At 70.1% G+C, this 15,592-nt stretch carries 4 protein-coding genes; 1 reads left to right on the forward strand and 3 read right to left on the reverse strand.

What is annotated here, in order from left to right; genetic code table 11:
* The first annotated feature begins 517 nt into the window (after nucleotides 1-517).
* Entirely contained in the window at nucleotides 518-1,300 is a 783-nt protein-coding gene (locus ACYQOP_RS05445; protein ID WP_461221574.1) for a GNAT family N-acetyltransferase, read from the forward strand.
* A 20-nt stretch (nucleotides 1,301-1,320) separates the two neighbouring features.
* Here the strand turns inward: ACYQOP_RS05445 and ACYQOP_RS05450 are convergent, their stop codons facing one another.
* Genes ACYQOP_RS05450 through ACYQOP_RS05460 form a run of 3 tightly spaced genes read right to left on the reverse strand, consistent with a single transcriptional unit; the run spans nucleotide 1,321 to nucleotide 15,446 of the window.
* Nucleotides 1,321-5,448, reverse strand: a complete 4,128-nt coding sequence (locus ACYQOP_RS05450; protein ID WP_461221576.1) for an amino acid adenylation domain-containing protein — start codon at nucleotides 5,446-5,448, stop codon at nucleotides 1,321-1,323.
* Nucleotides 5,449-15,189, reverse strand: coding sequence for an amino acid adenylation domain-containing protein (locus ACYQOP_RS05455; protein ID WP_461221578.1), 9,741 nt, complete (start codon nucleotides 15,187-15,189; stop codon nucleotides 5,449-5,451).
* Nucleotides 15,190-15,230: 41 nt separating this feature from the next.
* On the reverse strand, nucleotides 15,231-15,446 hold the full coding sequence (locus tag ACYQOP_RS05460; protein WP_461221579.1) for an MbtH family protein: 216 nt from the start codon (nucleotides 15,444-15,446) through the stop codon (nucleotides 15,231-15,233).
* Nucleotides 15,447-15,592: the final 146 nt, after the last annotated feature.

Consider the following 15,592-nt stretch of genomic DNA (forward strand, 5'->3'; position numbering starts at 1 on the left):
CTCCACGAGAGCGGGGCGAGATGAGGCCGAGCCTCGATTTGATCGATGACCGTAAAGGGCTGAGCAACGCAAGGCAGCGCTTGAATATTCCGACACCTTCATCGGTTCAAACCACCATGTATAGTATGGATCTCGACCCGGATCATGAGCATGATACTCGGTCCTGTATTGGATTCACGCCATGCCCACAACCCAGGGGTGAGCTTGGGGCGATCGGGCTCTCCGCGTCCCGGTGTCGGTGTGGCTTCAAGGCAGGGGATGGTGCGAGCCTGACGGAGCGCCGTTCGAACCGGGCAGGTAGAGATCCGGTCGACCTGCCATGTCGAGGTAAATCTTTCCAGTCGCATCTATATCCGGCACGGATTTTCATCATTCCATTTGCAAGATAAATTCGTTCTCTACTAAGATATGGACAAATCGAAATAAACCCCCATATTCTTGGGCGTTCGCAGCCTGAACCGATCGATACTCTTGCTGCATAAAGCCTTATTTTTATGAGACTCTTCTTGGAGAATGCATGACGGGAATCGCCTTTCGCGAGATGCTCGACGCCCATTGCCTGATGCAGTCGGGCTGTTACGTCTCGGATGTCGAAACCGCGCCCGATGGCGGACGCTACCTCTGGTCCGCCGCCATTCCGGAACCGGGCTTCAATGTCGGCGTGGAGACCACCGATCTGTCCTGGGTCCGGGCGGCTTCCGCGAAACGCGAACGCCTTCCGGCCCTTCTCGTCACCGAGGACCGGGACCGCGAGAGGCTCGGAACCCATCCCGACCTTCAGACCGCCTTCCCGACGCGCTGGATGGTCCGCGACTGCAGGCAGGCGCAGACGCCGGTCATGCCGGGCGGGCTGACCCTCGCGGCGGAGGCGAAGGCCGCGCCCGGCGAGGCGTATCTGTCGGTCTGTCGCGGCCTCTACGACGACGAGGGCGTGAACGCGATCGCCGAGGCGGTGTTCCTGCCGGTGCTGCGGGAGGCCCGGCCGGTCGAGGGGGTGGAGGCGCATCATCTCACGGTGAGCGAGGACGGCGTCCCGGTCGCCTGCGCCTCGCTCTACCGCTCGGGAGGCCTCGCGGGCCTCTACAATGTCGGCAGTCTCGCGAGCCGCCGCGGGCGCGGTCTCGGCGCCCTGGTCACGCGGGCGGCGATCGAGACGGCGAGACGAGAGGGCGCCGAGACGGTGATGCTGCAATGCGTGGCCAGCGGCCATGTGGAGCGGCTCTATGCCGGCCTCGGCTTCACCGTGGCGGCGAGCCCGACGCTGATGGTGTTCTCGCATGGCGACGCGTCCGCGGAATGACGCGATAGCGGTTGCGCCCCTCATAGCGAGGCCGCGAAACTGTCGTGGAACATCGTGGAATCCACGATCTCCCGGTGGGTGACGTCGGGGATCACGGTCACCTGTTCCACCCGGTTGGAATAGCGCCCCCAATCCACATGGTTGAGGCCGCGCTCCACCGAGCGGCCGGCGAGCCAGACCCGGATCGGGCAATCGAATTTGTCCGCCCGGTAGCGGCGGTACAGCAGCGTGTTGTCGACGAAGGTCCAGAGTTCGTATTCCTTGCTGCCGACGCCCGGCCCGTCGAGGGGCAGTGGGTCGGGGGCGGCCGCCACATAGGCGAGGAACTGCTCGTGGAGTTCCGGGTCCATGCGCCGGAACAGGTCCTCCCAATCGGCCCTCATCGGCGAGCGCTCCAGCCAGGACGCGACGTTCTCCTGAAGGTGGCGGCGATGCTCCGGCGTCAGCACCGGCAGGGCGCCGACGGCGAAGCTCACATCGATGTCGCAGACGTCGAGCATACCGACGAAGCCGAGGTCGACGCGCGAGCCCAGCATCCGCGCCGCCTCGTAGGCGAGGACGCCGCCCCAGGACCAGCCGAGCATGGTGCAGGGGCGTCCGGCGCTCTCCTTCTCGATGATTTCCGCGTAGCGCGCGGCGATGTCCTCCACCGAGACCACGCTCTTGCGCGCGTCGGTGAGGGAGTAGCAGACGAAGCCGGTGACCGGCTGGTCCGGCCCGAGGCGGCGGACCAGGGGCGCGTATTCGCGGGTGTTTACCATCAGGCCGGGGAAGCAGTAGAGCATCGGCCGGTCACCCGTCGCCCGCAGGCGCACCACCTGCGCGGTGCCGACCGCATCGGCGGTGAGCGCGGCGGCCAGAGTCTCGACGCTCTGGTTGTTGAAGATGTCGGCGATGGTGGGGCTGCGCTCCGGGAAGGCCGCGCCGAGGGCGGTGAGCACGCGCAGGGCGGTGAGCGAGTTCGCCCCCGCCTCGAAGAAATTCCGGTCGGGCGGGATGGCGGGGAGGCCGAGCGCCTTGGCCCAGATCTCGGCCACCACGGTCTCGGTGGGGGTGAGCGGACGCGAGGGGCCGCTCATCGCCTCCGTCAGCGGCTCGGGCTCCGGCAGGGCCGCGCGGTCGAGCTTGCCGTTGGGCGTCAGCGGTAACCGATCCAGCGCCACGATCCGGGTCGGCACCATGTAGTCCGGCAAGCGTCGGGCGAGCTCCGCCCGGAGTGCAGCGGGGTCGAGCTCCGCCCCGGCCGCAGTGACGACGTAGGCCAGCAGCATCGGACCCGCCGGGCCCTGGCGCAGGCCCGCCGCCGCGCCGGCCACGATCTCCTGCGACAGCAGCGCCGCCTCGACCTCGCCGAGTTCGATCCGGAACCCGCGCAGCTTCACCTGCGCATCGGCCCGGCCGAGATACTCCACCGTCCCGTCCGACCGCCAGCGCGCCAGATCCCCGGTGCGGTAGAGCCGGCCGCCTTCCCGGCCCGACAGGTCCGGGAACGGATCGGGGATGAACCGGTCCGCCGTCTGCCCGGCCTGGCCGAGATAGCCCCGCGCCAGAGCGTCACCGCCCAGATGCAGTTCCCCGGTGACGCCCACCGGCACGGGCTGCAAGGCCGCGTCGAGGATGTAGGCCCGGCGATCCCCCACCGCCCGGCCGATCGGCGCGTAGGCCCCCTCCACCGCGTCGCCGGCCCGGGCCCGCCAGACGAGGGGCGAGATCACCGTCTCGGTCGGGCCGTAGCCGTTGATCAGCAGGGTCGGGTCGAGCACCCGGCCGATCAGGGCGAAGCTCTCCCGCGACAGCGCCTCGCCGCCGAAGCTGTACGAGCGCCGGCTCGGGCGCGGGCCGCTGGCGGCCTCCAGCGCGAGCTGGTGCATGTAGGCGGTGGGGAAGCCCGCATGGGTGACGCCGTGGCGCTCCATGGCGTCCAGCGCCTCGCGCGGGGTCCACAGTCCGTCCGGCTTGAGCACGACGCAGCCGCCGAAGGCCAGCGGCACCATCCAGCGCTCCTGCGCCCCGTCGAAGCTCATCGACAGGACATGGAGCTCGCGGGTCTCCGGGCCCGTGCCGTAGACCGCCCCGGTGGCGCGCACGTGCCGGGCCAGGGGCCCGTGCGCCACGGCGACGCCCTTGGGCCGGCCCGTCGAGCCCGACGTGTAGATGACGTAGGCGAGCTGGTCCGGATGGGCCGTGCGGGACGGCGCGGTTTCGGGCTCGGAGGAGAGATCGAGGCTGGACGGGTCGAGCCGCGCGAGGCCGCCCGGACCGGCTCGGCCCAGCCCGTCGAGGGTGCCGGCTTGGGCGAGCAGCAGGCGGGCGCCGGCATCCTCGATAAGGGCGGCGAGGCGCGCCGTCGGCTGGGCCGGATCGAGGGGCAGGAAGGCGCCCCCAGCCCGGAGGATGGCGAGGAAGGCGGCGATCTGGTCGGGCCCGCGCGGCAGGGCGACGGCGACCACGGTCTCGGGGCCGATTCCCTCACGGATCAACCGGTGGGCGAGACGGTTGGCCGCCCGGTCGAGCTCGCCGAACGTGGTGGTGCGCGGCCCGCAGACCACCGCTGGCGCGTCGGGATCGGCGAGGGCCGCCTCGCCGATGAGTTCCGGCACCAGCGCATCCGACAGCGGCATCCCGTCCGCGTAGGGCGCCGACAGATCCGACAGCACATCGAACGGAACCAGAGGCAATGCGTCAACACGGCGGCCGGGCTCCTCTACCGCACCGCGCAGAAGGGTGAGGAACCCGTCTCGCATCCGCTCCATGGTGTCCCGCTGGAACAGGTCGCGGGCGTAACCGAACGATCCGCGCAGCGCCCCGCGGGCTTCCGTCACCGTTTCCAGCACGAGATCGAACTGGACGTTGCCGGTCCCGCGTCCGAAGGGCGAGACCGTCAGGTCGCCGATCTCGAACCGTCCCGGCCCCTCGACGCGGTGGCTGTGCATCACCTGGACGACGGGGGTGTGGCTCACGGTCCGGCGGGTCTGGAGCGCTTCGACCAGTCGCTCGAAGGGTAGGTCCTGATGGCCTTGAGCATCCACCATAGCGTCGCGCACGGCCCGCACATGGTCGAGGACGCTCGCGCCCGGATCGACGATGACCCGGATCGCCAGGGTGTTGACGAAGAGACCGACGAGCCCTTCCGTCTCCGGCCGGTTTCGGTTGGCTACAGGGATGCCGATGCGCAGGTCCGCCTCGCCGGTATAGCGCCGGAGGACCAGGGACAGGATGGCGAGGAGGACCATGGCACTGGTTGCGCCGGCCTGCCGCGCCAGGGCTTCGAGCCCGGTCGCCACATCGGCATCGAGGGTGAAATCCACCGCCGCGCCCCGGAAACTCTGAACCGCCGGGCGGGGCCGGTCGGTGGGTAGCGGGATCACGGTCTCGGTGGCCCCGAGGCGCTCGCGCCACCAGGAGAGCTGGCGGTCGAGCTCGCCCGCCTCCAGCCAATCGCGCTGCCAGCGCGCGTAATCGGCATAGGCGATGGGCAGCGCGGGCAGACCGGCGGCCTCGCCCGCCGCATAGACGCGCATGAGCTCGGCGAGCAGGATCTCCACCGAGCGACCGTCCGAGACGAGGTGGTGCATCGTCAGGAGGAGGACGTGGCGCTCGGGCTCCATGCGAACCAGCACGGCTCTGAACAGGGGCGGTGCCGCCAGATCGAACGGTCGCCTGGCCTCCTCGCGGGACAGGGCGGCGAGGCGCTCCTCTGCGATATCGCGATCCGACGTCTCGAGCGAGACTTGCCGCAGGCTCGCCGCGACCACCGCCAGGGTGACGGCCTCGACCCCGTCGCTCTCGCCGGCACGGAACCCCGTCCTCAGGGCCGGATGCCGCGCGACCAGGGCTTCGAAGGCCCGCGCCAGGGCATCGCCGTCGAGCGGCCCGACGAGGTCGAGCCCGCCCGCGATATGGAGCAGGGCGGCGTCGCCTCCCATCCGACCGATGAGCCACAGCCGCTCCTGCGCATAGGACAGGGGCGCGACCCTCTCGGGGCCGGCATCCTCCTCCCGCGCGACGATCGGCAACCGGGCGAAATCGATGCCCCGGGAGGCCAGGGCGTCGAGGAAGACGCGGCGCTTGTCGGCGGAGAGCCGGCCGAAGCGGCGGCTGAGATCGGTCGCCTGGGGTGTGGCTTGGTCGGCGGGGCGGGCGGTCATTCAGGCCTCCAGATCGGCGAGGAGGGCGTCCATGTCGGACAGGTCGTCCGCCTCGTCCCGTCCGTCGCCCGCCGTCTCGTTCGACGTCACCGCGAGGGCATAGCCGCGCAGGGTCGGCGCTTCGAACAGGGCGCGGATCGGTACGGTGACGCCGAGGCGCTGCTTCACCCGCATGGCGAGCTGTGCAGCGGTGAGGGAATGGCCGCCGAGGCCGAAGAAATCGTCGTCGCGGCCAATCGCGTCCACCTCCAGCACCTCGCGCCAGATCTCCGCGAGGGCGACCTCCATCGCCCCCTCCGGCTCAGCCGAGGCTCGCGAGAGGGTTAGCGGCGCGGGCAATGCGTGAAGGTCGAGCTTGCCGTTCGGAGTGAGGGGCAAGGACGGTACAGACACGATATGGGCCGGGACCATATGGCTCGGTAGCCGGCGAAGTAGGGCTTCACGCAGGCTCGCCTCGTCCACTGGCGTGCCGGTGACATAGGCGACCAGTTGCTTGTCCCCCGCCGTCTCGCGAAGCACGATCGCGGCATCGGCGATACCGTCCTGCGCCCGCAGGGCGGCGGCGATCTCGCCCGTCTCGATCCGGAAACCGCGCAGCTTCACCTGTCCGTCGGCCCGCCCGAGATAGGCAAGCGTGCCGTCCGGCCGGCGAAGGGCGAGATCGCCGCTGCGATAAAGGTGTCCGCCCGGCGGACCGAACGGGTCCGGCACGAAGCGTTCGGCCGTCAGCGCGGCGCGCCCGAGATAGCCCTGGGCCAAGCCGGCACCGCCCACATGGATCTCGCCCGTCACCCCGTCGGGAACGGGATCGAGGGAATCGTCGAGGAGGTGCAGGGTCAGGTCGGGCAACGCCTCGCCGATGGGGCTGTCCGCCCTCTGCGCGTCGCCGGCGGCGAGAGGTCGGTAGGTCACGTGAACCGTCGTCTCGGTGATGCCGTACATGTTCACGAGACGCGGCACCGCATCGCCGAACCGGTCGAACCAGGGCTTCAGTCCGGCGACGTCGAGGGCCTCTCCGCCGAATACGACGTGGCGCAGGGCCAATCCTTTCGGGCGGGCGACGGCCGCCTGCATCAGCGGCCGGAAGGCGGAGGGGGTCTGGTTCAGCACCGTGACGCCCTCGCGGACGAGGAGATCGAGGAACGCATCCGCCGCTCGCGTCGCCTCACGCGGCACCACGACGAGGCGCCCCCCATGGCAGAGCGCCCCGAAGATTTCCCAGACCGAGAAGTCGAACCCGTAGGCATGGAACAGGGTCCAGACATCGTCCTGGCCAAAGCCGAAATCAGCCTGCGTGGTGGTCAGCAGGCGCGCAGCGTTGGCATGGGTGACGACGACGCCCTTCGGCTGTCCGGTGGAGCCCGAGGTGTAGATCACATAGGCCGGCTGATCGGGATGAGGCGCCGGCGGCAGGGGGGTGTCTCCGTCCTCGGTCGCCGCCGCTTCGTCGAGGAGGATCGGCCGAGGGCCGCCCTCGGGCAGGCTCGCGGCAAGGCCCATGGTGGTGAGCACGTGTCGGGCACCGGAATCGACGAGCATGAACTCGATACGCTCGGCCGGATAGCTCGGATCGAGGGGAACATAGCCGGCTCCGCTCTTCAGGATCGCCAGGATCCCGACGATGAGAGAGATCGATCGTTCGGCGCAAAGCCCTACGAGATCGCCGGGGCGCACGCCTTCGCGGACGAGACGCCGGGCAAGACGCGTCGCCCTGGTCTCGATCTCCGCATAGGTCGCTCGCTCACCCTCGAAGGTGACGGCCACCGCGTCCGGGCGCACCATGGCGTGTTCCGCGATCCGCAGATGGATAGCGGGTTCGACGGGGGCCGTGCGGCTGTCGGCGGCCCGGCGTCGGGCCTGCTCGATCTCCCCCGGCAGGACGAGGGAGGGCGTATCCACGGGGGCGCCAGCCGCATCCATGACGGTGTCGAGGATGTGCAGCAGCTGCGCGTTGAGGCGATGGATATCGGCCGGGGAAATCCGGGCCTGATCCACGCTCCAGTTGAGGCGCGGCGCGCCGTCGAGAAGAAGCGACAGGGTCAACGGGACGTCGGTGGCCTCCAGCGTCGTCACCGGACCGAATTCCAGCCCGCCGAGGCTGCGCTCGCGGACGACGGCGTCGAGAGGATAATTCTCGACGACGAGCAGGCTGTCGAAGAGCGGCTGTCCGCTCCTCCCGGCCCAGGTCTGGATATCAGCGAGGGAGGCGAGATCGTGGTCCCGCAGGGCCGCGGCCTCGCCCTGGAGCCGGCGCAGCCAGTCCGAGACCGGACGCCGTCCACCAAGTTCGACGCAGCGCGGCACCGTGTTGATGAACAGGCCGAGCACCTCGTGCATCCCGCCATCGTCCAGGGGACGGCCCGACCCGGTGATTCCGAACGCCACGCTCTTGCGTCCGGTGAACCGGCCCAGGGTGAGCGCCCATGCGGCTTCGAACACCGTGTTCAGGGTCACCTGCTCACGCCGGGCGAAGGCCTGCAAACGGTCGGCGCGGGCATCGCCCAAGACCGTATCGATGGCGATGTGGCCGCTCGCCCCTGCCACGCCGGACAGAGCCGGGGCGATGAGGCTCGGCGCGTCCAGCGGGGCCAGGGCGTCACGCCAGAACCGCTCGTCGCCGCCGCGGTCGCGTGTCGAGAGCCGGGCGAGATGGTCGCGGAACAGGCGGGACGGCGGCGCGATCGTCTCGCCCGCATAGTCGCGGAGCACCTCGGAGATCAGGCGGGCATTGCTCCATCCGTCGAGGAGGAGGTGGTGGCAGGTCCAGATCAGCCGGTGCCGTCCCCGGCCGAAATCGACGATGAGGAGACGCATCAGCGGCGGCCGGGACAGGTCGAAGCCTTGGGCTCGCTCGGCCTCGGCGATCGCGGCGAGGTCCGCGTCGGTCGCGTCCGGCCGGTCGAGGCGCGTCACCGGCAGGTCCGCCGAGGCATGGACGACCTGCAAGGGAGCGTCGAATTCGTCCGTCCAGTGGAAGCTGGTGCGCAGGACGGGATGGCGCGCCACGCTCGCCCGCCACGCCGTCGCGAAGCGCTCGGGATCGAGGCCGCCCAGGGTGACGCCGAGTTGATTGACGTAGAGACCGGCCCCCGGAGCGGCGAGCGCGTGGAACAGGATGCCGCCCTGTGTCGGAGTCAGCGGGTAGAGGTCCTCGATCATCCGCCAATCGAGGCCGAGGCCGTCGAGCTTGTCCTGGGTCAGGGCGGCGAGGGCGAAATCCGATGGGGTCGCGCCGCCGGCGGCCTCGTCATGGCCATGCGCGGCGAGGGCCTCGAATGCGAGCCTGAGGAGGTCGATCAGTCTTTCGATGGTCGGGCCGTCGAAACGGTCCCCGCCATAGCCGAGGCGCAGGGTGATCGCTCCCTTGCCCTGGTAGCTGTCGACCACGAGTTCGGAGCCCAGCGGAGCGGCGGGATCCGCCGACAGCCGCATCGCCTCGGTGTCGAGAGAGAACAGGGGCCCCGCATCGATATCGGCGACGGTGCCGAGGTGATTGAAGGTCACCTCCGGCCATGGCAGCGCAGACAGGCGCTCACGTTCGGTCCGTGACCCGAGATAGCGCAGCAGCGACAAGTCCGTGCCGTCGCCGGGGAGCCGACGCAGGGTTTCTTTCGTCGCCTTCAGATCGCGCGCGATGTCGCCCGAAACCGTCAGGCCGACCGGCACCAGGGTGGTGAACCAGCCGACGGTCCGGTCGAGGGGAATATCCGCCGCGTCGCCGTCCCGCCCATGGCGTTCGAGCGTCACGCCGAACGTGGGATGCTTCGTCCAGGCGGCGAGGGCCCGTGCCAAGCCTGACAGAAGCACCTCGTCGAGGCGCATCCGATAGGCTTTGCGCAGGCGATCGAGGCCGGCCACGACAGAAGAATCGAGGACCAGATGAGTCGCTCGTGCGTGACGCTGATCGCGCGGGGCATCGGGATGGTCGACGGGAAGCCGGGCGGTCGAGCCTGAGAGCGCGCTGATCCACGCCTCGGTCTCCGTCCCGATCTCCGCCGCATGGTCGCGCAGGCGATGGGCCCACGACCGGAACGGCGTCGCGGGCGCGAGGGCCGCATCGCCTCGGTAGAGCAGGTCGAGGTCCGAGACGAGGATGCGCCAGGAGACGGCATCCACGACGAGGTGATGGGCAGTGAGCAGCAGGCGCTGGCGTCCGCCGGGAAGGTTTGCCAGCACAGCGGCGAAGACGCGCCCATCCGCGAGGTTGAGGCTGCGCTCGGCGGCGAGGAAGCAGGTCCGCGCCTCGTCATCGCTCTCCACTTCAACCACCGAAAGCGGATCGGCGAGGCGGGCCGGCGAGACCGGCTCCTGAGACCACGCGCCTTCCGCGTCACGACCGAAGGCGTAACGCAACGCCTCGTGATGGGCGACGAGGGCCGTCAGCGCCTCTCCGAGACGGTCGGCATCGAGATTCACGCGGGCATCCAGCTCGACGGACTGGTTCCAGTGGTCGCGCTTCGGCATCGGTTGCTCGAAGAACCAATGCTGGATCGGCGTGAGGGGGGCAGGGCCTTCCGGCACGCGGATCGTGGCCGCTGGCCCCTCCACCGGCGCGATGACGCGGGCGAGCGCCGCCACCGTCTGATGCTCGAAGATCTGGCGCGGCGTCGCGGCAAAACCCGCTTCGCGCAGGCGGGCGACGATCTGAAGGCTGAGGATGGAATCGCCGCCCGCCTCGAAGAAGTTCCGGTCGGGCGGGATGGCGGGGAGGCCGAGCGCCTTGGCCCAGATCTCGGCCACCACGGTCTCGGTGGGGGTGAGCGGGCGCGAGGGGCCGCTCGCGGCCTCGGCCAGCGGCGCGGGCTCCGGCAGGGCCGCGCGGTCGAGCTTGCCGTTGGGCGTCAGCGGAAGACGATCCAGCGCCACGATCCGGCTCGGTACCATGTAGTCCGGCAAGCGTCGGGCGAGCTCCGCCCGGAGTGCAGCGGGGTCGAACTCCGCCCCGGCCGCAGTGACGACGTAGGCCACCAGCATCGGACCCGCCGGGCCCTGGCGCAGGCCCGCCGCCGCGCCGGCCACGGTCTCCTGCGCCAGCAGCGCCGCCTCGACCTCGCCGAGTTCGATCCGGAACCCGCGCAGCTTCACCTGCGCGTCCGCCCGGCCGAGATACTCCACCGTCCCGTCCGACCGCCAGCGCGCCAGATCCCCGGTGCGGTAGAGCCGGCCGCCTTCCCGGCCCGACAGGTCCGGGAACGGATCGGGGATGAACCGGTCCGCCGTCTGCCCGGCCTGGCCGAGATAGCCCCGCGCCAGAGCGTCACCGCCCAGATGCAGTTCCCCGGTGACGCCCACCGGCACGGGCTGCAAGGCCGCGTCGAGGATGTAGGCCCGGCGATCCCCCACCGCCCGGCCGATCGGCGCGTAGGCCCCCTCCACCGCGTCGCCGGCCCGGGCCCGCCAGACGAGGGGCGAGATCACCGTCTCGGTCGGGCCGTAGCCGTTGATCAGCAGGGTCGGGTCGAGCACCCGGCCGATCAGGGCGAAGCTCTCCCGCGACAGCGCCTCGCCGCCGAAGCTGTACGAGCGCCGGCTCGGGCGCGGGCCGCTGGCGGCCTCCAGCGCGAGCTGGTGCATGTAGGCGGTGGGGAAGCCCGCATGGGTGACGCCGTGGCGCTCCATGGCGTCCAGCGCCTCGCGCGGGGTCCACAGTCCGTCCGGCTTGAGCACGACGCAGCCGCCGAAGGCCAGCGGCACCATCCAGCGCTCCTGCGCCCCGTCGAAGCTCATCGACAGGACATGGAGCTCGCGGGTCTCCGGGCCCGTGCCGTAGACCGCCCCGGTGGCGCGCACGTGCCGGGCCAGGGGCCCGTGCGCCACGGCGACGCCCTTGGGCCGGCCCGTCGAGCCCGACGTGTAGATGACGTAGGCGAGCTGGTCCGGATGGGCCGTGCGGGACGGCGCGGTTTCGGGCTCGGAGGAGAGATCGAGGCTGGACGGGTCGAGCCGCGCGAGGCCGCCCGGACCGGCTCGGCCCAGCCCGTCGAGGGTGCCGGCTTGGGCGAGCAGCAGGCGGGCGCCGGCATCCTCGATAAGGGCGGCGAGGCGCGCCGTCGGCTGGGCCGGATCGAGGGGCAGGAAGGCGCCCCCAGCCCGGAGGATGGCGAGGAAGGCGGCGATCTGGTCGGGCCCGCGCGGCAGGGCGACGGCGACCACGGTCTCGGGGCCGATTCCCTCACGGATCAACCGGTGGGCGAGACGGTTGGCCGCCCGGTCGAGCTCGCCGAACGTGGTGGTGCGCGGCCCGCAGACCACCGCTGGCGCGTCGGGATCGGCGAGGGCCGCCTCGCCGATGAGTTCCGGCACCAGCCCCTCCGACAGCGGCATCCCATCCGCGTAGGGCGCCGACAGATCCGACAGGGCCTCGAACGGAACCAAGGGCAACGCATCAACACGCTCGGCCGGGCTACCGGTGAGGCCGTCGAGGAAGGCGAGATAGCCGTCCTCGAACCGAGAGACGGTGTCGGCACCGAACAGGGCCTCGGAATAGGCGAAGGTCGCGGACAGGCTGCCGGCTTTCTCCGCCACTTCCAAGACGAGATCGTAGGCGGGCGTGCCGGTATCCTGGCCGAACGCTTCCAGCGTGAGGCCGCCGGCCGTACCGAAAGCGCCCAAAGCCGCCGGCTGCTGACTGATCATGACGCGGGCGAGCGGTGCGCGACCTGGAACACGCTTCGGCTGAAGGGCTTCCACCAGACGCTCGAAGGGCAGGTCCTGATGTGCCAGGGCATCGGTGAGCGAGGCCCAGGTTCGGCTCACGACCTCGCGACCCGGCAGGACCGGATCGATGGTCACCGGCAGCACCAGCGTATTCACGAAGACGCCGACGAGATTCTCAACGCCCGGCAGATGGCGACCCGCTACCGGCATCGCGATGCGCAGGTGCCGTGCTTCGCCGTAGCGGTGAAGGAACAGCGCGAAGGCGCTGAGCAGGATCGCGAAGGGCGACGTGCCGGTTTCCGCCGCGAGGGCCGTGACTTGGCGGGTCAGGCCGTCAGCGATCGCGAAACCGTGCCGGCAGACGCGATCTGGCTGCCCGGCGGGCCTGCGACGGTCGGTAAGGGACAGGTCGGGTTCCGCGTCGCCGAGGCGGTCGCGCCACCAGGACAGATCGGCCTCCATCGCTTCGGCCTGGGCCTCACCCCTCTGCCAGAATGCGATATCGGCCGGTTGGATCGCTAGGGCGGCCAGATCGGCCGATCGTCCTTCGACTTCCGCCGCGTACAGGGCGGGCCATTCACGCAGGATCACCGTCATGGACCAACCATCGGCCACGATGTGATGCAGGGTGATGAGGAGGACGTGATGCGTCTCGTCGAGCCGGACCAGGGTGAAGCGCGCCAGGGGGCCGCCGCATCGCGCGAAGGGCCGTTCGGCCTCCTCGCGACAGAGTTCGGCGAAGCGCTTTTCGCGGGATTGTAGAGGGATCGTCGAGAGATCGAAGTCGGCTAAATCTATCTTGTAGCCGGCTTCTATCCTTTGTTCTCCGCGACCATCGGGTCTGCGAGAGAGCCGCGTCCGGAAGGCGTCGTGGCGCGCCGTGAGGGCATCGAGGCTGCGCGTCAGGGCATCGCGGTCGAGGGAGCCGCGCAGATGAATACCGCCTGCGATATGATGAGTTTCGTCGTCGCCGAACTCGGCCTCGAACCACAGCCGCTCCTGCGCCAGGGACAAGGGAAGCGCTACCTCCCGCGAGGCGGGCTTGATCAGGAGGGCTTTCCGGCCCGCCGCGATTTCGGCTTCCACCGCGCCGGCGAACGCCCCGAGCCGGGGATGAGCGAACAGAACCTGTGGGGGAACTGCGACGCCGAGCGCGGTGCGAAGCTCGGCGAGCATCCGTATGGCCGCGATCGAGTTGCCGCCGAGGGCGAAGAAGTGGCTGTCGCGGGTCACGTCGCTGCGGTCGAGAAGCGCGGACCAGATCGCGGCGAGGCGCAACTCCAACCCGGTCATGGTTGTATCGGGGCGGGGGTTCGGTGCCTCCTCTCCGTCGACTCGGCGGCCATCCTCCACCATTGCATAGGCGTCGAGGGAGCCTGCCTGCCACCCGCGCCGCGCGGCGCCCCGCTGGATTTTCCCGCTGGATGTGCGCGGCAGGCCGCCTGGATTGAGGAGAACCACGACACGCGCGGTCTCGAGGAAGGCATCGGCGACCGCCTCGGACACCAGAGCGGCCAGCGCCTCGGGCGCGGTGAGCTTCTGGACGGTGCGCGAGACCTCCACCGCGACGCCGATGCCTTCACGCCCATCCCGCTCAATGGCGAAGGCGGCGATGCGTCCCTGGCGCAGGATGTCGACATTCCGCTCGACGACCCGCTCCACATCCTGCGGGTAGACGTTCTGACCGCGCAGGATGATGAGATCCTTCTCACGCCCGACGAGGAAGATCCGGCCCCCATGCAGGAAGCCGAGGTCTCCCGTCTTGAGGCTCCGGATGCCGTCCCGCTCGACGAAGGCGGCATCGGTGGCGTCCTGGTTGCGCCAATAGCCCTGGGCGAGGCTTGGGCCGGATGCCACGACCTCGCCGATCGCCCCATCCGGCAGGCAGGACCCGTCAGGTCCGGCGATATGAATCGGATGGTCGGGCTGCGCGAAACCGCAATCGACCAGCCGAGTGCCCTCCTCTGCCGCCACGGCGCGGCCTTCCGCGAGAATGGCCGGGTCGAGGTCAAGACTGCGCATGCCCTCGCCCCGCTGGCCCGCGGTGAGGAAGAGCGTCGCCTCCGCCAGACCGTAGGACGGCCTCAGCGCACGGGGATCGAAGCCGGCGGGCGCGAAGCGTTCCGCGAACTCGGCCATGGTGGAGGCGCGGACCATCTCCGACCCGGAGAAGGCGATCTGCCAGCTCGACAGGTCGAGACGCGCCGCCGTCTCGTCGTCGACCCTGTCCTGGCATAGGCGGAACGCGAAATCGGGTCCGCCGCTCACCGTCCCCCGAAAGCGGTGGATGGCCTCCAGCCAGCGTGCCGGTCGTCCGAGGAAATGCTTGGGCGACATGAGGACGCCCAGGATACCCGCGTAGATCGGCTGCAGCATGCCGCCGATCAGCCCCATGTCATGGTAGAGCGGCAGCCAGCTCACCATGACGTCGTCGGGGCGGAGATCGAACCCGACCCGGATCAGGTGTTCGTTGGCGATGAGATTGCCGTGGCTCACGACCACGCCCTTCGGCACCGCCGTCGAGCCCGACGTGTATTGCAGGAAGGCCACCGTCGCCGGCGACGGCGCGGTGGTGAGCCAGTCGGCGCCCTCGGCCATGGCGAGATCGTTCAGGGTGATGTCCTCCACCGGAAGGACCGCCCCTGGCTGGCCCGATTCGGCGAGCAGGTCGCGAACGGAATCCGCGTCGCCGCGATGGACGAGGACGATCGCGGGCTCGGAATCCGCGATGATGGCGGCGATCCGGGCCTGATGTTGCGCCCGGCGCGGCTCCGGCGGGAAGACCGGGACGGCGATGAGGCCGGCATAGAGGCAGCCGAAGAAGCCGGCGACATAGTCGAGGCCGGTATCGAGTAGCAGGCAGACCCGATCGCCGGGGCTCGCCGATCGCCGCAGCCGGGCGGCGATTGCCCGCGCGCGCCCGGCGAGCTCCGCATAGGTGACGGTGATCTCCCCCGACCGGGGATCGTCGAGGAAATGCAGGGCCGGTACGGTGCCGTGGTTCCCCGCGAGCCAGCGCAGGTGGCTGACGAGGTCTGATGCGGGCGGGACCGCCAGCGGCGCGCGCGGAAGACCGTCGATCATCGGATGTCCTGGAAGTGTCATCGGAACGGGGGGCGGAACGCTCAGGCTCTGGCGTCGCCGTCGAGGGAGCGGCGCAGGCTGAGCGGCCGCATGTCGGTCCAGACCGTCTCGATATGGGCGAGGCACAAGGCGCGTGGCCCGGAGAAGCCGGTGGCACGCCACCCGGCCGGGACGGCGCGGTGGGCGGGCCAGACCGAGTATTGCTCCTCCCCGTTGATCACGACGAGGAACGTCGCTTCGCTGTCGTCGATAGCCATGGCGTCGTGCTCCGCGAATGGGCCGGTGTCGAAGCCCAAGACGGTGGCGGACGGCCGAAATTTAAGCGGCGGCGCAACTATTTTCGCGGCGGCTCCTAAATCCCTCCCCCGCCCGAACGTCCCTTAGCCTGACAGTTGCCGGCGGA

It is taken from the genome of Methylobacterium sp. CM6247, assembly GCF_054817925.1.